Here is a 17,523-nt window from a genome sequence, read left to right as displayed (position 1 = left end):
GGGCGCCATCGTTTTATGCGCTGGCACGCTCCGCCATGGTCGGATCGTAATAATTCTCGTGCAGGAAGCGCAGCGTGGCAATGCCGTCGGCCGGACGGCCGAAGTGATAGCCCTGGCCCATGCCGCAGCCGAGCGTGCGCAACTTCACTGCCTCGGCATAATCTTCGATGCCTTCCGCCACGACTTCCAGCTCCAAGCCCTCGCACATGGTAAGGATCGCCTTGATGATGTGTTCGGAGGCGCGATCGGAATTGATGCGCGAGACGAAGGCGCGGTCGATCTTGATCTTGTCGAAGATGAAGTCGCGCAGGCGCCCGAGGCTCGACTGACCGGTGCCGAAATCGTCGAGCGAGATGCGCACACCGGCGGCGCGCAGATCGGCGATGATGCGGTGAGCGGTATCGGCCGAACTCATCACCGCCGTCTCGGTGATTTCCAGTTCCAGGCGATGCGGATCGAAGCCGACGCGGCCAAGGATCGACAGGACGCTGCTGCTCGTGCCCGGATCCATCAGCTGGGCCGAGGAAAGATTGAACGACAGGAAGAGTTCGCGCGGCCAGGAAAGCGCTGCCTCGGCGGCTTTCCGCAACAGCGCCTCCGACAGTGCGTCGATGAAGCCGCGCTCCTCGGCGAGCGGCACGAAGACGCCGGGCGATACGAAGCCGAGATCGGGATCGTTCCAGCGGGCGAGCGCCTCGAAGCCGACGACCTGATTGTTGGACAGCGAGACGATCGGCTGGAAATGCACGTCGATCGCGTCGGAAATGATGGCGTTTCTGAGCGCCTGCTCCAGCTGCGTCGCTCGCTTCATCTCCTGGGCGATCTCGCGCGAATAGACGGTGATCTGGCCGCGGCCGCGGCGCTTGGAACGGTATAGGGCGGTTTCGGCGCTCTTCAGCAGTTCCTCGCAATCCTCTCCAGCGAAGGGATAGATGGAAAAGCCGAGGGAGGCGGAGAGACGGACGTTGCGGTCGCCGAGGTCATAGGGCGCCGACAGCACCTCTCGGATCATCTGGCCGAATTTCTCGGCACTCGCCCGTTCGAAGATCAACGGCAGCACGAAGGCGAATTCGTCGCCATCGTGGCGGGTGACCAGCGCGCCGTCAGGAATGCAGGCCCTGAGCCGATGGGCGACCTGGCAGAGGATTTCATCGCCGGCTGTCGAGCCGAACAGATCGTTGATCGGCTTGAAACTGTCGAGGTTGACGATGCCGATGGTGAAGGGGGCCGGATCGCTGGCGCGCTCGGAAGAGATCTGCAAGACCTTGTCCCGCATGCGATTGCGGTTGCCCAATCCGGTCAGCGGATCGGTATAGGCCATCGCCTGAAGCTCATTCTGACCGACGGTCAAGAAAGCTATGTCCGCCGATTTCATCATCCAAACCCGAGCTTTCCTCCGGAGCCATGCAGAAGAATGACCGGCAGGTCTTAACAATTCGATAGTAAATCAGCGGCATAGCCGCCTGAACCTCCCCAAAATCTAGGGAGTTGACGGGTATTTTGGCGCCTGCACACTTTTGCGCGACATGCTTCAGTTTCGGGCCCGCATGGCCTCATTCATTAGATATTTCTGAAACACAGTCTCCAGCATGTCAGGGCTGACGGGTTTCATGATGACGTCGTCCATGCCTGACTTGACGCATTCGGCGCGGTCACGCTCGAAGGCCTGGGTGAGCACGCCGATGATCGGGGTGCGGATGCCACCGCCGGTTTCCTCCATCTGCCGGATGAGGCGCGCGGCCTCGAAGCCGTTAAAGCCCGGCAGGGAAATATCCATCAGCACGATCTGCGGCCGGTGCTCGGCCCAGAGGCGCACGGCCTCGTCGCCAGTCGCCGCAAGCATGTGGCGATAGCCGAGACCTTCGAGGATCTGTGAAAAGACGATCTGATTGATATCATTGTCTTCGGCGACGAGAACCTGCAGGCCGACCGGATCGTCGGAAATGGTGATTTCCCAATCAGCATCCGAACCGGCGGCGCTGCGGCTGTTGCGATTGAAATGGCGGGCGATCTGGAAGGTGAGCTCGTTGGCGATCTGGAAACCGTCCATGACGAGCGCCGGGATGCCGTATTGCTCGGCAAGCTCGAGGCAGCGCATGCCCATCTGGTTATCGATGATCAGAAGATCGAGCGAGATGCCGGAGGAGGTAGCGATTTCCAGGAACCGCTCCTCTTCATCCTCGCCGCGGACCGAGCAGGATTCGAAGCCGTATTTCGTCAGCGTCCGCAGCGCGGCGGTCTCGGCGGCGAGGTCGGCCGTGACGACGAGGACCTTGCGGCCGGAGAAATTCTCCGGAACGATCGCTTCCATCGCCGCCGGTTCGCGCCGTGCGATGCCGCTTGGTACCGGCACATAGGCGCGGCGATAGCTTTGGTTGCTCGAGGCGGTGATCGCAGACGCTTGGCCGAACTCGTCGAGATCGGCGCCGTCGCGCGGCAGATCCTGCATGGTCGACACCAGGAAATAGCGGCCAGGCTTGCCGATGCGGTGCTTGCGGCTGACGATATCGCGCTCGATGCCGTCGCGGGAGATCTGCCGCTGACGGGAGACGGACATCTCGCCGGTTTCCAACACATGGCGGTCGCTTTCCTCGAAGCGCTTGGCGATCTCTTCTGAAAAAAGATCACCGCTCTTGCGCCCGAGCACCTCGTCGGCGCTTGTCTGATATTTCTCGCAGAAGGCGAGATTCACCGCGACATAGGTAAGGTTGCGGTCCTTGACGAAGAGCGGGAACGGTAGATTGTCGAGAATGTCCTCGGTGAGCTGCACCCGCTCCAGATCGGAGCGCCACTGCTCTTCGCGCTTCTTGTTCTCGGAAATATCGGAGATGATGGTGACGCCGTAACCGCCCGGCAGCCTGCGCTTGACGAAGCGGACCCAGCTATCGGCACCGTGGCGCTCGACGGCGTCGAAGCGCTCGCGCCAATGCGATGCGATTTTCTGCGACAGCCAGTCTTCGCGGCTCAGCGAGCCACCCTGCCTGACATCATACTGTTGGCGAATGCCGGTGTCGTACATCGCGCCGAGGAAATCGCGAAGCCGCGTGCCCGGCTTCAGCATCTCGGCGGGAAGCGGAAAGAATTCGAGGGTCTGGCGGCTTGCGAAGATCAGATGATCGTTCTTGTCGTAGATGATGAAAGCTGCGGAAAGGCTGTCGCACACCACATCGAAAAGCGCCGTCTGCAGATCGGCCTCGGCGGGAGACCCATCCATTTCTGATGATGTGTCCGCCTTTTCGAAGCCGGCACTCATGCTATTGCGTCCCACATCTGTTCGATTTCGCAGCTTCCGGAGGTATGTGATTAGAAATGCCATTTTTATGTTAAAACCGGCTTAACATTACCTATTCCCAAATTTGGGGGAGCCCAGGATCACGTTTCGGGAAAGCCTGTCGAAACCCCTTCCCTCCGGCCCGCGAATCCCCGAAAATAGCCCATGGCCATCAGACAGCTTTCCGAAACGCTCATCAACCAGATCGCCGCCGGCGAAGTCATCGAACGGCCGGCGAGCGCTGCCAAGGAACTGATAGAAAACGCGCTCGACGCGGGCGCGACGCGCATCGAAATCGCCACGTCAGGCGGCGGCAAGGCGCTGCTGCGCGTCAGCGACAACGGCTCGGGCATGGACGCGGCCGATCTGGAACTGGCGGTCAGGCGCCACTGCACCTCGAAGATCTCGGAGACGCTCGAGGATATCCGCACGCTCGGCTTCCGCGGCGAGGCGTTGCCCTCGATCGGCTCGGTCGCAAGGCTCAGCATTGCAAGCCGCAGGCGCGACAGTGCCGGTGGCCACGAGATTGCCGTTGCCGGCGGCAAGATCGCGCATCTGCGCCCGGCCGCCGCCAATCCCGGGACGATCGTCGAAGTGCGCGACCTGTTCTTCGCCACACCCGCCCGGCTCAAATTCCTGAAGACGGAAAAAGCCGAAGCCGGCGCCATCACCGAAATCGTCAAGCGCATGGCGATTGCCTTTCCCGCCGTGCGCTTCGTGCTGTCGGGCTCGGACCGCACGACACTGGAATTCCCGGCGACCGGCGACGACCATCTGGCGCGCATGGCGCAGGTGCTCGGCAAGGAATTCCGCGACAACGCCATTGCGCTCGACGCCATGCGCGAAGAGATCTCGCTCACCGGCTTTGCCGGCGTGCCGACCTTCAATCGCGGCAACTCCGCCCATCAATATGCCTTCGTCAACGGCCGGCCGGTGCAGGACAAGCTGATCCTCTCGGCGATCCGCGGCGCCTATGCCGAGACGATCCCTTCCGGCCGTTATCCGGTGGCGGTGCTGGCGATCAGGCTCGATCCCGCTCTCGTCGACGTCAACGTGCATCCGGCAAAATCCGACGTGCGATTCCGCGACCCTGGTCTGGTGCGCGGCTTGATCGTCGGCGCCATCCGTGAGGCCTTGGCGCGCGACGGCAGCCGGGCGGCGACGACCGGGGCGAGCGACATGCTGCGCTCCTTCCGCCCCGGCTTCCAGCCGCACGCTCAACGGCCGCAGACCCCATGGTCGGCCGAGACGTCGCCCTCCCGGCCCTATCAGCCGACAACGGGTTTCGGCGAGCGGCCACAGGCGTCTTTCGACGGACTTTCTATGCCGACGGCGCGGGCCGAGCCGCAGTTTTCGCCGCAGCCGGCCGCCCCTGAACCGACCGCGCGATATCCGCTCGGCGCGGCGCGGGCGCAGATTCACGCAAACTACATCGTCGCCCAGACCGAGGACGGGCTCGTCATCGTCGATCAGCATGCAGCACATGAGCGGCTGGTCTTCGAGGCGATGCGCAAGGCGCTGCATTCGAAGCGGCTGGCCTCGCAGGTGCTGCTCATCCCCGAGATCGTCGATATACCGGAAGAGGATTGCGACCGACTGATGCAGCATGCGGCCGAGCTTTCCGAACTCGGCCTTGCGATCGAGCGTTTCGGCCCAGGGGCAATCGCCGTGCGCGAGACGCCGGCGATGCTCGGCGAGGTCGATGCGCATGGGCTGATCCGCCAGCTTGCCGACGAGATCGCCGAGTGGGACACGGCGTCGGGCCTATCGGCCAAGCTCGAATATGTAGCGGCAACCATGGCCTGCCACGGATCGGTGCGCTCCGGACGGCGGCTGCGGCCGGAGGAAATGAACGCGCTGCTGAGAGAAATGGAAGTGACGCCCGGCTCCGGCCAGTGCAATCACGGCCGGCCGACCTATATCGAATTGAAGCTCAGCGATATCGAGCGGCTTTTCGGCAGAAGCTAAAAAAGCTGGAAAAGCAAGCCTTTCGGGAGTATGGCAAACAGATGACAGACTGCAGGGAACGGAGCGCATGAATTTGTTCGAAGGGCACGGAAACCGCGAGGCGAAGATCCGGTATCTCGATGGCGATTTCCAGATTCTCTCGCCCGGCTCCTATGTCGTCTGCGCGATGACGGGGAAACAGATCCCGCTCGACGAATTGCGCTACTGGAGCGTCGCCCGGCAGGAGCCCTATGCCGACGTGATCTCGGCCATCGATGCCGACAAACGCGCCGGCGTGCTGCCGAACCAGCGGCGCTAGATGTTGCGATCCGCGTCGGAGGTTCTGGCTGAGATGGTTCTCCGGTCTACAGCCCGGAGCTGCTGCAGGGAGAATATCCGCTCCGGTCGCCCGGCGACTTGAAATATCATAGGCTCATCCGACAACGTCCGTATCGACTGGCCCACGTGGCTCCGGGCCGCAGGACGATATCATTCCCGACAGCGGGGAGGTTTGACTCCCCGCCTACGCGATCGACATAGGGCAACGGTTCACTTGAATTTTGCCATATTCTCAGGCGTCACGAGCGCAGCGCCGGAATCGATCAAAGACTCAACCTTCTCTCCGCGAATCGATTTTACCAGCGCATCCACACCGAGTTCTGCCATCTTGGTGGGGAACTGCGCCACCGACGCATCCTCGACTCCACTCTTCAGCGCTTCCTCTTCGCCGCAGCAGAAGTCGAAACCGACCAGCACAATCTTGTCATTGGCAGTGCCAGCGTTCTTGATTGCGCGCGCCGCGCCAGCAGCGGGCGGGCCGCAAGCGGCATAAATGGCCTTGAGATCCGGGTTCTTCGTGAGCAGATCCTCGGCGACACTGATCCCGAGCTCCTCGGTGCAGTTTGTTGCGCCTTTCCCGACGATCTTGACGTCAAGGCCGTTCAGCCCTTCAAGCATACCGTTTACGCGGTCATCAAGCGCTGGCACCCCGGGCACGCCCTCGAGAATCCCGAGCGTATCGCCGGCATGAAGAACAGTTTTGAGATATTCCCCTGCGATTTTGCCCGCGGCGAAGTTATCGGTCGTGGCAAGCGCCGTCCTGCCTTTCCAATCCGGAATATTGTTATCCATCAGCACGACCTTGATACCGGCCGCCACCGCCTTGTCCAGGGCAGTGGACACGGTGGGATCGACGGGCGTGAGGGCAATACCCTGCACGCCTCGTGTCACCATGGACTCGATCTGTGCAATCTGGCCCTCGATGTCGGTTGCCGACGTACCCTGCCCGTAGATAATCTCGACGCCGGGATTTCTCTTTGCATAATCTTTGGCGGCGTTCTCCATTGTTGCGAAGAACGGTACTGGGAATTTGGTTATAAAGCCGAGCTTCACCGGCTCCTGCGCCAAGGACGGGACTACAGCGACGGCCAGGAGCGCAAGAGCTCCCAGCAGGGATTGCAGTTTCATGATACACCTCCCATGTTTCGACCGCCCTCCTCTAGAGCGATCTCTTTGTCCGCTGCCCCAAAGAAGCAGCGATCTCCCTTAAGCCTCGGCGCCGACAATCATCGCGACAAGGTCCTGCTTGTTCGCTTGCGTTGGCTTCAGTTCACCCACCTTGCGCCCCTGCCGTAGCACAACCGCCCGATCGGCGATTTCGACGACATGCTCCATATTGTGCGTGATGATGATCACGGCATTGCCGTCGGCTTTGAGCTGATTGATAAGGGCAAGAACCTGGCGAGACTCGCGAAGACCGAGGGCGGCCGTTGGTTCGTCAAGGACCACCAGCTTGCGCGCAAAAACAATGGCGCGCGCGACCGCGATAGCCTGTCGCTGCCCCCCAGACATCAGCGCGACCGGCGCGTCGAATCTCGGCAGCTTAACCTTCAGGCGATCGATGACACTTGCTGCCTCCCGCTTCATCGCGCCCGTGTTGAGGAAGCGGAGCGGACGCGGCAGCCAGGAGGGGAAAGAGATTTCTCGTCCGCAATAGAAATTCTGTACGGGGGTCAGGTTGTCGAAAAGCGCCAGATCCTGATAGACGGTTTCAATACCGGCGCGGCGGGCAGCCGCCGTTGAATGGAGCGAAACAGGCGCACCATCCACGAGGATCTCTCCTTCGTCGAGACTATGAAGCCCACTGATGCATTTGACGAGCGTCGACTTGCCGGCGCCGTTGTCACCCAGGAGAGCGGTTACCTCACCCGAATACGCATCAAAGCTTACTTTTTTCAGGGCATGGATCGCGCCAAAGCGCTTCTCGGCGTTTCGAACCGAAAGTGCCGGTGTGGTGGATGCCGGGTTCATTGTACGCTCGCCGATTGAAGCACGCGTGCACGCGCCTCGAGATGGTTACGAAGCACGTCGGCCTCTACGGCTATGACGATGACGAGCCCAATCGCGATCATTTGAAAGAACACGTCGACGCCGAGAAGGTTAAGGGCGTTGCGGATGACGCCGATCAGCACGGCGCCGATCAGGGCGTGGCCGAGATGGCCTCGTCCGCCAAGGAAGCTTGCGCCCCCGATAATCACCGCAGCAATCGTGTCGAGTTCCAAAAGATTGCCGTAGATTGGCGAGGCTGCGGCGGTCCGTCCTGCGAGCAGCACCGCGCCGACACCTGCACAAAAGCCGCAAATAATGTAGGTTGCGAGCAGAACGCCCTTTACCGGGATACCCATGCTTCTGGCGGCATTCGGCGCGCCGCCGACCGCATAGATCCATCGGCCAAAGACCATCGACTTCGTCAGGATCAGAAAAAGAAGCCCGAACATCGCAACGGCAAAGAAGGAATTGGGCACACCAAGCGTCGTACCGCCGCCGATCGCGGTCACTGCATCGGGCATGCCGCGCATGGTGGTGTGGCCGGGCGCCAAGGCAAGTGCCAGACCGCGGCAGATACTCAAGGTCGCAAGTGTAATGATAAAGGGGTGTGGCAGCCGGCCATAGACAAAGACCAGGCCGTTGACCGCACCGATAGCAGCGCCGGCAAGCAGCATGGCCATAATGACGACGATCGAGGAATCAACCTGCTGATAGACAAGTCCGCCGATGACTGTTGCCAGCGCAAGATTCGAGCCGACAGACAGGTCGATGCCGCGCGTCAGGATTACGAGTTGCTGCCCCATTGCCACAACAGCAATCACTGCTGTCTGCGCCAGGATGTTCCCCAGGTTAACGGGCTTTAGAAAAGCCGGCGTGATCAAACTGACGACGGCGATGAGCATAATCAGGATCAATAGAGGGCCAAGGCTCAATAGCTTCAGCCCGAATGTGATGCCGGATTGTCTCGGCTGGAAGCTTGCATCTTGCGAACCACCAGGCCGGGACGAATTCTGAGGCAGAATCCCGGAGTCTTCCAAATTCCCCTAGCCTCCCCCGTTTTTTATACATAAGAAACATATGATACACGTGCGTCAAATTGTTTTTTATGGATACCTAATCATACCTGGAGTTGCGCCGTGAGAACGGATACGACTTTCAAGCGGGCATTCAATGATATGATCGATATCATTGGGACTCTCGATCTTGGGGCGGAATTGCCGTCCGAAAATGCACTGCGCACCCAGCTTGGCGTGAGCAGAACAACGGTGCGGAAGGTGCTGGCGGGGATGTCCGCACGTGGGATCATCATATCTGAAGCGCACAAGCGGATCATACGTGAGCAGCCGCGGCAAAAAGAGCGCTATCCGAAGAAAGAGACCTTGGCAATTTCGGAACAGGTCGAGACGAGCTTCATGGAATGGATGCTGCGCGGTGATGCCTGTCCGGGCACAGAAATCAATGAGACGGAATTAGCTCGGAAATTCGGCGTCGCGACAACGATTGTCCGTGAGTTTCTCAATCGATTTCAGAAATATGGGCTGATCGAGAAGCGTCAGAATGCAGGCTGGGTTTTTAAAGGGTTCACAGCCAGTTTCGCACTCGAACTGTTTGAGATCAGAGAGATGTTCGAAATGCGCTCCGCACGGCTTTTCGCTGCCCTGCCCGACGGGTCGCCCGTCTGGAAACAGATCCAATCTATGCGGGCGGCACATTTGGAACTGCTCGCGGATATCGACGCTCGGTTTCAGGATTTCTCGGAGCTGGACAGCCGTTTCCACCGGCTGATTACCGCAGTCGCGCCAAACCGCTTTATCGAAAGCTTTCAAGACGTGATAACCATGGTCTTCCACTATCACTATCAGTGGAACAAGCGTGATGAACGCGCGCGGAATGAGGTCGCCATCCGGGAACATCTCGCCCTGATCGAAGCCCTCGAAAGCCGCAGTATCGCCTTGATCGATCGCGCATGCCGGTTGCATCTGACATCCGCCCGCGAAACTTTGCTTCACTCGATCGCGTGATAGCGTTGCATGTACAGATGTGCGCAGAACGAGGCGTTTTGCAGCAGCCTGTCAGAGCGGTTCAGCCTTTACTGGTATCGCTTTAACCCCGGCCTTCATCTCCCGCAGCCGCCGCTCGCGGCAGGCGACGATCGCCCGGTCGATGATGAGGCTTGGGGCGAGGTGATCCTCGAAGACCATGTCGACCTCGATCACCCGGCTCTTTTCGACGAGCCGCGCCGCCTTGCCGTGATGGCCGGAAAGGCGGACGAAATCTTTGGAGGTGGTGACGATCAGGAGACCTTGACGCTCGGCGGTCGTCAGGATGTCGTCGATCTCCTCCTCGGTCAGGTGCTCGTGATCGCCGAAGGATTTGGCAACGACGATCTCGGCGCCTCGTGATTCAACCGTGCGGAAGAATTTGGCGGGATCGGCAATGCCGGCAAAGGCAAGCACCTTGGTGCCGGCCAGCGTGTTGTCGCCGCGGACTTTCAGCGATGCGGTGAAATAGGGCTTTGCCGCGCGCGCCGCCATGCGGACGATCCTGTCGGCGGCGTTGCCCCCACCGACCTTCAGCAGGGCAGTCGCAGAACGCAGCTGCTGGCGGATCGGCGCGCGGACCGGGCCACCCGGCACGATATGGCCGTTGCCGAGGCCGCGCGTCGCGTCGATGACGAGCAGGGCATAGTCGATCGCCAGCCTGGCACTCTGGAAACCGTCATCCATGATGATGAGATCGGCGCCCTCTGCTACCAGGCGCTGAGCACCATCGACGCGCCGGCGGGAAATCACCGTCAGCGCTTCCTGAGCAAGCAGCAAGGGCTCGTCGCCGACGGCAATCGCCCGGTGATGATCGGGGTCGACCACGGTGGTCACATCGAGCGAGCCGCCGTAACCTCTGCTGAGAAAGCCGGGCTTCAGCCCTTTTACCTTGGCGGCGCGGGCAATCGTCAGCGCCGTCGGCGTCTTGCCGGCGCCGCCGACGGTGAAATTGCCGACGCAGATAACCGGGATGGGAACGGAGGCGCGGCGCGCATGGGCCATGCGGTGGCCGGCGATACGGCCATAGAGAAATGAAAGCGGCAGCAGCAGCCAGGCCCGCCAATCGGCTTTCCTCCACCAGAACGGTGGCGCTTCAGATATCATCTTGCCGTCCCGCTCCCCTGTCCGGCTTGTTCTCACGCAATCCCTTGGGAAAGTCGCTGCACGCTTTTCCCGGCAAAACCGCTGTGCACTTTTGCTGGAATTGCTTTAGCCACAGCCAGTCCCCTGCTTTTCGACCGACCGGATTGAGAAGCCAAAACCTGAAAAAATGCAAGCCCTTACCCGTCAGGCCGGCTGCAGGTCCGGCAGCAGGGTCTCGATGGCGGTGATATCGTCGAGCACATGATCGGCCGCGGCGGCAAGCGTCTCCCGCGAACCGGTGCCGGTCAGTACCGCGATCCTCAGGCCGGTGCCGGCATTCAGACCCATGTGCAGATCGTGGTTATTGTCGCCGACCATGGCGACCTCTTCAGGCGAAAGACCGGTCGCAGCGCAGAAGCCGAGCACCATGCCCGGCTCCGGCTTGACGCCGAAACCGCTGTCATAGCCGGCGATGTAATCGATATAGCGGGCAAAACCGAAACGTTCCGCCGTCTGGCGGATCGACCGCTCATTGTCGCTGGAGGCGACACCGAGCTTGAAACCGCGTCGATGCAGCCGCTCGAAGAAGCCGGCGAGGTCGGTCACCGGCACGGAAAATTCGGCGGCGCTGGAAAAGAGGGCGTCGAGGCGGATCGTCAGCTCGCCGACATCGACCATCGAGCCCGCGGCAACGAGACCCTCGGCGATCTGGCGGGTATTGCCGGCGGCAAGCAGGCTGTCGGGAACGATATGGCCGGTAACCGGATCCATGCCGCAGGCCGACAGCAGCCGGTTGGCGAGAAGTTCATCCCCTTTGGCGGCGATACGGGCAAGCTCGCGGTTGACCGGCAGCCAGCTCTCGTCATAGTCGAGCAGCGTGCCGTCCTTGTCGAAGAGAATGCCTTTGATAGGGGACGCTGCCGACATCTTCGCTCCTCAGGCCTGGGCCACGGCCTTGGGCAGCAGCCGCGCCTTAACCGTCAGCGGATTGATATAGGGTTCCAGCCCCTTTACCGTTGCCGTCAGCGCGCCGCGCATCTCGTGCACGGCGGTGATGCCGGCCTCGATCATGTTGCGGCGGGCGTCGTCGTTGATCAGCAGATAATGCACGCCCTTGGCCAGCATTTCAGTATCGCGCACCATGCGGGCGCTGCCGCTGCGGGCAAGCTTCTGATAGGCATCGCGGAAATTCTGCACATGGCCGCCGGATAAAATGGCGCAGCCGAGCATGGCGGGCTCCAGCGGGTTCTGGCCGCCTTCGGCAAAGAGCGAACGGCCGACGAAGGCGATTTCCGTCAGGCGGAGATAGAGGCCCATTTCGCCGATCGTATCACCGAGGAAGATATCGACATCGGCAGACAAGACATCGTCGCGGGTGCGGCGGGCGACCTTCAGCCCCTGCTTGACCAAGGCTGCCTCGATCTCGTCGCTGCGCTCGGGATGGCGCGGCACGATGATGGTCAATTGATGGTCGCGCTCCCTGAGCGCCCGGTGAACGATGGCGGCGGCATTCTCCTCGCCGTCGAAGGTCGAGATCGCCGCCCAGGTCTTGCGCTCGCCGATCTGCTTCTTGTAGCGAGCGAAGACCGCGCTGTCATACGGCGGCGCGTCGGTATCGACCTTCAGATTGCCCGAGGTGATGACAGGGACGGCGCCCAGATCGCGGAAACGTTCGGCATCGACATCCGACTGGGCGATGACGAGGGCGAGATTCTCGAACAAGGCTTCGGCGATCGCCGGGCGGCGGCGCCAGCGGGCAAAGGAGCGGTCCGACATGCGGGCATTGATCAGGATCTGCGGAATGCGGCGGCGGCCGAGCTCCAGCACCGTTGCCGGCCAGATCTCGGATTCGGCGATGATGGCGCAATCGGGCTGCCAATAATCGAGGAAGCGGCTGACGGAGGGCTTCAGGTCGAGCGGCACATATTGATGGATCGCTTCCTGGCCGAGACGCTCGGCGGCGAGCTTGGCCGAGGTGATGGTGCCGGTCGTCAGAATGACATGGATGTCGCGGCGGCGGATTTCGCGGATCAGCGGGATGACGGCATTGGTTTCACCGACGCTTGCGGCGTGAAACCAGATGAGTGGGCCCTGCGGCCGGTTGGCGCTCGGATAACCGAAGCGTTCCAGGCGGCGGGCCCGGTCTTCCTTGCCCTTGGCCGTGCGGTAGGTGATATAGAGGCCGACGACAGGAGAGGCCACGGTTCCCGCCAGACGGTATGCGTTCAGACCGAACCGCGCCATCCGGGAACTCATCGCGCCAGCCTCCGATCAAAACCGATCGACATCAAACCCATTCCCTAATTATCGTTGCGGCCGCAATGGCCGATTAATTTGTTCAGAATGCGTCAAACAATCCGGATCGACGGGCGCGCCCGATGCAGCAAAGCCCGCTCGACGAGCGGCCGGCCGGCGGCACTTGCCAAGCTCAGCCCTTGAGCTTTTCCTGCGGATCGAGCAAACGATGCATGTGGACGATGAAGTAGCGCATATGCGCATTGTCGACCGTCTGCTGCGCCTTCGACTTCCAGGCCGTCAGCGCCGTGGCATAATCCGGGAAAATGCCGACGATATCGAGACCCTGCAGATCACGGAACTGAACGTCATCGAGGCTTTCCAGTTCGCCGCCAAAAACGAGATGCAGAAGCTGCTTTTTGTCACCGGAATCAGTCATTTTTTGTTCTCTTTCTGCCTATTCTCCTCCGCCACCCATCTGCGGGATTTTGACGGAAACGTCAACTGTCTCGTCGCCCCGCAAAGGCCGTGAGGAATTCCTCGAGGCGAGGCGTTGGCGCCGCACAGAGGACCTTGTGGGTGACTTCCGCGCGATTGTAGACGATCGCCCGACCTTCGATATCGACGAGCCGGCCGCCGGCGCAGACAAGGATCAGATCGGCAGCGGCAAGGTCCCAATCATGTGAATTGCCCTTGACGAAGGTGCCTTCGAGACGACCGTCCGCCACCATGGCGATGCGATAGGCCAGCGAGGGAATGTATTTCTCGCGCGTCACCCGGTCTTGGAATTCCGGCGGAAAGGTCTTCAGCAGGTCTTCGCCGATCGCAAGGCGGCTCATCTCTTCCGAGCCGGCGGCCGAGACGGTGAAGGGGACGCCGTTCTTCAGCGCCACGCCGCCCTCGACAGCCTCATAGAGCTCCTCGAGCGCCGGGGCATAGAGCACGCCGGCGACCGGCCGGCCGCGATGAACCACCGCGACGCTGACGCACCAGACCTTCTGCCCGCCGAGGAAAGCGCGCGTCCCGTCGATCGGATCGATGATGAACAGCGTCTCGCGCGAGAGACGGTCGGCATCGTCATCAGTTTCTTCCGACAGCCAGCCATAATCCGGCCGGGCCTTGCGCAGGATGGTCTCGAGCGTCTTGTTGGCGGCGAAATCGGCGGCGCTGACGGGAGAACGGTCCTCGTTCTTCCACCAGACTTCGGGAGACTGGTTGAAGAAGCCGAAAGCGACGGCGCCCGCCTCTCTCGCGGCATCGGCGATCAGCGTGAGATCGCTCTGCCAGCGGGCCTTTTCCTTATCGCTCATCCCGTCAATCCGTTTCTCAGCGCCCTGCTAGCGTCATACCTTCGATGGCGAAGGTGGGGGCGGCGACGCCAAATTTGCGGTCGATGTCATTTGCCAGCGTCAGGCGCATGAACATCTCCTTGAGGTTCGAGGCGATCGTCACCTCGGAGACCGGGAAGGTGAGTTCGCCGTTCTCGATCCAGAAGCCGGTGGCGCCGCGGCTGTATTCGCCGGTGATCATGTTGACGCCGTGGCCGATCAATTCGGTCACATAAAAACCGTTGCCGACGCTGCGGATCAGATCCTCCGGCGAGATATCGCCGGGTTCCAGGGCAAGGTTGGTGGAGGAAGGCGAGACGGCGGTGCCGCCACGCACGCCGCGGCCGTTGGTCTCCAGACCCAACTCGCGCGCGGTCGAGGTCGAGAGGAACCAGTGCTTCAGGACACCATCCTCGATCATCACCAGCCGCTCGCCGGACACGCCTTCGCCATCGAAGGGCCGCGAGGAAGGGCCGCGCACGATCAGCGGATCATCGGTGATCGACAGGCCTGACTTCAGGATCTGCTGACCCATCTTGTCGCGCAGGAAGCTGGACTTGCGGGCGACGGAAGCACCATTGATCGCACCGGCGATATGGCCGACGAAGCCACGGGCGACACGCGGGTCGAAAATGACCGTGACGTCCTTGCCGGTCGGTACCTGGCGCGGATTGACGCGCTTGATCACCCGTTCGCCGGCGCGACGGCCGATTTCAGCGGGATCGTCTAGTTCGGCGTAATAAAGGCGGCTGTCATAATCATAGTCGCGCTCCATGCCGGTGCCTTCGCCGGCAATCACGCTGACGGAGTGGCCGAAACGCGAGGCCATGTAACTGCCCTCGAAACCGTGCGAGGTGGCAAGAACGAGGCCGCCCATGCCGGCGGAGGCGCCGGCGCCGGAGGAATTGGTGACGCCCTTGACCGCAAGGGCTGCTGCTTCCGCGGCAAGACCCGCCTCGCGCAGCATCTCGGAGGAGACCTCGGTGGTATCGAGCAATTGCAGGTCGGGATAGCTTCTCGAAAGGCTCGCCTCATCCGCCAGGCAGGCAAAGGGGTCTTCCGGGGAAACCTTGGCCATGGCGACGGCGCGTTCGGCCAGCGCCTGAAGATCGAAGCCCGGATTGGCCGAAACGCTGGCGACGCGCTGGCCGATGAAGACGCGCAGGGAAAAATCGTCGCTTTCGGAGGATTCCGTGCCCTCGACCTTGCCGAGGCGAACGCTGACCGATTGCGAGCGCGACCGGACGACGACGGCGTCGGCGGCATCGGCCCCTGCCTTCCTTGCCAGATCGATCAATTGACTTGCGCGGGAAAGAAGTGTCGAGGAATCAATTTCAGAGGACATGATTTGGCCTTTCCTTCGGCTTCCATTTATTGTGCACTCTCCCAAGCATCAAGGCCGCCGTCACCGATTCTTTATCGGGGCTGCCTGCTTGCTCCCCGCCGTCGAAAGAAATTGTCAGCATGTCAGCGCCCAATGCCTTTTTTTCCGAAACGATCCTGCTGCTTGGCGGGGCGGTGGTCGCCGCTCCGATCTTCAAGAAACTCGGGCTCGGCACGGTGCTCGGCTATCTCGCCGCCGGCATCGTCATCGGCCCGGTCTTCCACGGCATCACCGATGGCGAACAGATCCTCGCCGTCGCCGAACTCGGCGTCGTCTTCCTGCTCTTCATCATCGGACTGGAGCTGAAACCCACCCGCCTCTGGCAGATGCGGCGCGATATCTTCGGCCTCGGCACGGCGCAGGTGGTGCTGACGGGACTGGCGCTGACCGCGCTTGCCTGGTTTTCCCAGGTGCTCGACGGGCGCGGCAGCATCGTTGCCGGATTTGGCCTGGCGCTGTCTTCGACCGCCTTCGCCATGCAGATCCTCGAGGGCGACGGCGACGTCAATACGCGATACGGGCAGCGCTCCTTTTCGATGCTGCTGTTCCAGGACCTGGCGATCGTGCCGCTGCTGGCGCTGATCACCATCCTCGACGGCGGCGACAAGGGCAGCAACGCGCCGCTGTTGGATTTCGCTGTGGCCGTCGGCGCCGTTGCGGCGATGATCGTCATGGGGCGCTATCTGCTGACGCCGCTCTTCCAGATCATCGCCCGGACCGGCGCGCGCGAAGCAATGATCGCGGCTGCCCTCTTCGTCGTCATGGGATCGGCGAGCCTGATGCAGCTTGCCGGGCTTTCGATGGCGATGGGCGCCTTCCTATCCGGCGTGATGCTTGCCGAATCCTCCTACCGGCACGAGCTGGAGGCGGATATCGAGCCGTTCCGTGGCGTGCTGCTCGCTATCTTCTTCATCGCCGTCGGCCTATCGCTGGAGCTCGAGGTTCTCGCCGACAACGCGCTCTTCGTCATCGTCGCCGTGCCTATCGTCATGGCCGTCAAGGCGATCGTCATCTACGGGATCTGCCGGATCTCCGGCTCTTCGCACGACGATGCGATCCGCATCGCCTTCCTGCTGCCGCAGGGCGGCGAATTCGGCTTCGTGCTGTTTACCACCGCGGGTGCGGCCGGGCTGATGTCGACGAGCACAGCCTCACTGCTGGTCGCAATCGTCACGCTGTCCATGGCGCTGACGCCGATCGGCTCGGCGCTTTCGAAGCGGCTGCTCAACGGCGACGAGCAGGAGGAACTGGACGAGGATTTCGAGGGAGCCGGCGCCGACGTGCTGATGGTCGGCTTCTCGCGTTTCGGCCAGATCGCCGCCCAGATCCTGCTTGCCGGCGGGCGCAGCGTCACCGTCATCGATTTTTCGGCCGACCGCATCCGCCAGGCCTCCTCCTTCGGCTTCCGCATCTATTTCGGCGACGGCGCCCGCAAGGACGTGCTGCGCTCGGCCGGCATCGACCGGGCGAAGATCGTGCTGGTCTGCACGCAGAAGAAGGAAATCACCGACAAGGTGGTGGAACTGGTGCAGGCCGACTATCCGCACACAAGGCTCTACGTGCGTTCCTACGACCGCATCCATTCGATCGAACTGCGCAACAAGGGCGTCGATTACGAGCTGCGCGAAACGCTGGAATCGGGCCTTCTCTTCGGACGGCGAACGCTGGAGGCGCTCGGCGTTTCCGAGGTCGACGCCTACGAAATCGGCGAGGATATCCGCAAGCGCGACGAGGCGCGCCTGATGCTGCAGGTGTCCGAAGGGCTGCAGGCCGGGCGCGACATGCTGTTTTCCCACCCAGTCCGCCCCGAACCGCTGGTCAAGCCGAAGCGTGCTGCCGATCCCTTCGAGGACGATCCGCTGGCCGGAACCGCGGATGCGACGGCGGATGCCTGATCGCCCCTGA

The 17,523-nt window shown here is 61.8% G+C and carries 15 protein-coding genes; 4 read left to right on the top strand and 11 right to left on the bottom strand.

Annotated features, from left to right (window positions below):
- Positions 1–13: 13 nt before the first annotated feature.
- Together GR198_RS31215 and GR198_RS31210 are read right to left on the bottom strand one after the other, a co-directional pair.
- Positions 14–1,378, bottom strand: a complete 1,365-nt coding sequence (locus GR198_RS31215) for a putative bifunctional diguanylate cyclase/phosphodiesterase (protein ID WP_029872615.1) — start codon at positions 1,376–1,378, stop codon at positions 14–16.
- A 153-nt stretch (positions 1,379–1,531) separates the two neighbouring features.
- Entirely contained in the window at positions 1,532–3,253 is a 1,722-nt protein-coding gene (locus tag GR198_RS31210; protein ID WP_131601178.1) for a response regulator, read from the bottom strand.
- Between the two features lie 183 nt (positions 3,254–3,436).
- On the opposite strand from GR198_RS31210, the gene mutL reads away from it, so the two are divergent.
- Both mutL and GR198_RS31200 read left to right on the top strand, forming a co-directional pair.
- Complete coding sequence (mutL, locus tag GR198_RS31205; protein WP_164070214.1) at positions 3,437–5,239, top strand: DNA mismatch repair endonuclease MutL; 1,803 nt, start codon at positions 3,437–3,439, stop codon at positions 5,237–5,239.
- A 67-nt stretch (positions 5,240–5,306) separates the two neighbouring features.
- Entirely contained in the window at positions 5,307–5,537 is a 231-nt protein-coding gene (locus GR198_RS31200) for a DUF2093 domain-containing protein (RefSeq protein WP_003545832.1), read from the top strand.
- A 230-nt stretch (positions 5,538–5,767) separates the two neighbouring features.
- On the opposite strand, the gene GR198_RS31195 is transcribed toward GR198_RS31200, so the two are convergent.
- The 3 genes from GR198_RS31195 to GR198_RS31185 all read right to left on the bottom strand — a co-directional run bounded on the left by GR198_RS31195 (position 5,768) and on the right by GR198_RS31185 (position 8,583).
- The gene (locus tag GR198_RS31195) at positions 5,768–6,685 is read right to left on the bottom strand and encodes a sugar ABC transporter substrate-binding protein (protein ID WP_164070213.1); all 918 of its coding nucleotides are present in this window, start codon (positions 6,683–6,685) and stop codon (positions 5,768–5,770) included.
- A gap of 78 nt (positions 6,686–6,763) precedes the next feature.
- On the bottom strand, positions 6,764–7,528 hold the full coding sequence (locus GR198_RS31190) for an ATP-binding cassette domain-containing protein (RefSeq protein ID WP_164070212.1): 765 nt from the start codon (positions 7,526–7,528) through the stop codon (positions 6,764–6,766).
- Positions 7,525–8,583, bottom strand: coding sequence for an ABC transporter permease (locus GR198_RS31185; RefSeq protein ID WP_204328885.1), 1,059 nt, complete (start codon positions 8,581–8,583; stop codon positions 7,525–7,527). Before GR198_RS31185 ends, GR198_RS31190 begins: the two co-directional genes overlap by 4 nt.
- Before the next feature lie 99 nt (positions 8,584–8,682).
- On the opposite strand from GR198_RS31185, the gene GR198_RS31180 reads away from it, so the two are divergent.
- Positions 8,683–9,567, top strand: a complete 885-nt coding sequence (locus GR198_RS31180) for a GntR family transcriptional regulator (RefSeq protein ID WP_164070211.1) — start codon at positions 8,683–8,685, stop codon at positions 9,565–9,567.
- A gap of 51 nt (positions 9,568–9,618) precedes the next feature.
- Here the strand turns inward: GR198_RS31180 and lpxK are convergent, their stop codons facing one another.
- The 6 genes from lpxK to GR198_RS31150 form a co-directional block, all read right to left on the bottom strand.
- Complete coding sequence (gene lpxK, locus GR198_RS31175; protein WP_164070210.1) at positions 9,619–10,692, bottom strand: tetraacyldisaccharide 4'-kinase; 1,074 nt, start codon at positions 10,690–10,692, stop codon at positions 9,619–9,621.
- Between the two features lie 183 nt (positions 10,693–10,875).
- On the bottom strand, positions 10,876–11,598 hold the full coding sequence (locus tag GR198_RS31170; RefSeq protein WP_164070209.1) for an HAD family hydrolase: 723 nt from the start codon (positions 11,596–11,598) through the stop codon (positions 10,876–10,878).
- Between the two features lie 9 nt (positions 11,599–11,607).
- Positions 11,608–12,927 (bottom strand): lipid IV(A) 3-deoxy-D-manno-octulosonic acid transferase, encoded by a 1,320-nt coding sequence (gene waaA / locus GR198_RS31165; protein ID WP_029872606.1) that lies wholly within the window; start codon positions 12,925–12,927, stop codon positions 11,608–11,610.
- A 172-nt stretch (positions 12,928–13,099) separates the two neighbouring features.
- Entirely contained in the window at positions 13,100–13,345 is a 246-nt protein-coding gene (locus GR198_RS31160; protein ID WP_029872605.1) for a DUF4170 domain-containing protein, read from the bottom strand.
- Positions 13,346–13,406: 61 nt separating this feature from the next.
- On the bottom strand, positions 13,407–14,216 hold the full coding sequence (locus tag GR198_RS31155; protein WP_164070208.1) for a 3'(2'),5'-bisphosphate nucleotidase CysQ: 810 nt from the start codon (positions 14,214–14,216) through the stop codon (positions 13,407–13,409).
- A gap of 16 nt (positions 14,217–14,232) precedes the next feature.
- Positions 14,233–15,579: a TldD/PmbA family protein gene (locus GR198_RS31150; protein ID WP_164070207.1), complete on the bottom strand. Its 1,347-nt coding sequence runs from the start codon at positions 15,577–15,579 to the stop codon at positions 14,233–14,235.
- Positions 15,580–15,698: 119 nt separating this feature from the next.
- Here GR198_RS31150 and GR198_RS31145 point away from each other — a divergent pair, with 119 nt between their 5' ends.
- Positions 15,699–17,513, top strand: a complete 1,815-nt coding sequence (locus GR198_RS31145) for a monovalent cation:proton antiporter-2 (CPA2) family protein (RefSeq protein ID WP_164070206.1) — start codon at positions 15,699–15,701, stop codon at positions 17,511–17,513.
- The last annotated feature ends 10 nt before the right edge of the window (positions 17,514–17,523 follow it).

The sequence above is a fragment of the Rhizobium leguminosarum genome (genome assembly GCF_010668065.1).
In the GTDB taxonomy this organism is placed as follows: Bacteria; Pseudomonadota; Alphaproteobacteria; order Rhizobiales; family Rhizobiaceae; genus Rhizobium; species Rhizobium leguminosarum_S.
Note: the sequence above shows the minus strand (reverse complement) of the source record. Positions and strands in the feature narration are given on the sequence as shown.

Excerpts from the sequence above, each read along its gene's own strand:
- GR198_RS31215 (WP_029872615.1), bottom strand. The coding sequence starts at position 1,378 with ATGATGAAATCGGCGGACATAGCTTTCTTGACCGTCGGTCAGAATGAG.
- GR198_RS31210 (WP_131601178.1), bottom strand. The coding sequence starts at position 3,253 with ATGAGTGCCGGCTTCGAAAAGGCGGACACATCATCAGAAATGGATGGG.
- mutL (WP_164070214.1), top strand. The coding sequence starts at position 3,437 with ATGGCCATCAGACAGCTTTCCGAAACGCTCATCAACCAGATCGCCGCC.
- GR198_RS31200 (WP_003545832.1), top strand. The coding sequence starts at position 5,307 with ATGAATTTGTTCGAAGGGCACGGAAACCGCGAGGCGAAGATCCGGTAT.
- GR198_RS31195 (WP_164070213.1), bottom strand. The coding sequence starts at position 6,685 with ATGAAACTGCAATCCCTGCTGGGAGCTCTTGCGCTCCTGGCCGTCGCT.
- GR198_RS31190 (WP_164070212.1), bottom strand. The coding sequence starts at position 7,528 with ATGAACCCGGCATCCACCACACCGGCACTTTCGGTTCGAAACGCCGAG.
- lpxK (WP_164070210.1), bottom strand. The coding sequence starts at position 10,692 with ATGATATCTGAAGCGCCACCGTTCTGGTGGAGGAAAGCCGATTGGCGG.
- GR198_RS31170 (WP_164070209.1), bottom strand. The coding sequence starts at position 11,598 with ATGTCGGCAGCGTCCCCTATCAAAGGCATTCTCTTCGACAAGGACGGC.
- waaA (WP_029872606.1), bottom strand. The coding sequence starts at position 12,927 with ATGAGTTCCCGGATGGCGCGGTTCGGTCTGAACGCATACCGTCTGGCG.
- GR198_RS31160 (WP_029872605.1), bottom strand. The coding sequence starts at position 13,345 with ATGACTGATTCCGGTGACAAAAAGCAGCTTCTGCATCTCGTTTTTGGC.
- GR198_RS31155 (WP_164070208.1), bottom strand. The coding sequence starts at position 14,216 with ATGAGCGATAAGGAAAAGGCCCGCTGGCAGAGCGATCTCACGCTGATC.
- GR198_RS31150 (WP_164070207.1), bottom strand. The coding sequence starts at position 15,579 with ATGTCCTCTGAAATTGATTCCTCGACACTTCTTTCCCGCGCAAGTCAA.
- GR198_RS31145 (WP_164070206.1), top strand. The coding sequence starts at position 15,699 with ATGTCAGCGCCCAATGCCTTTTTTTCCGAAACGATCCTGCTGCTTGGC.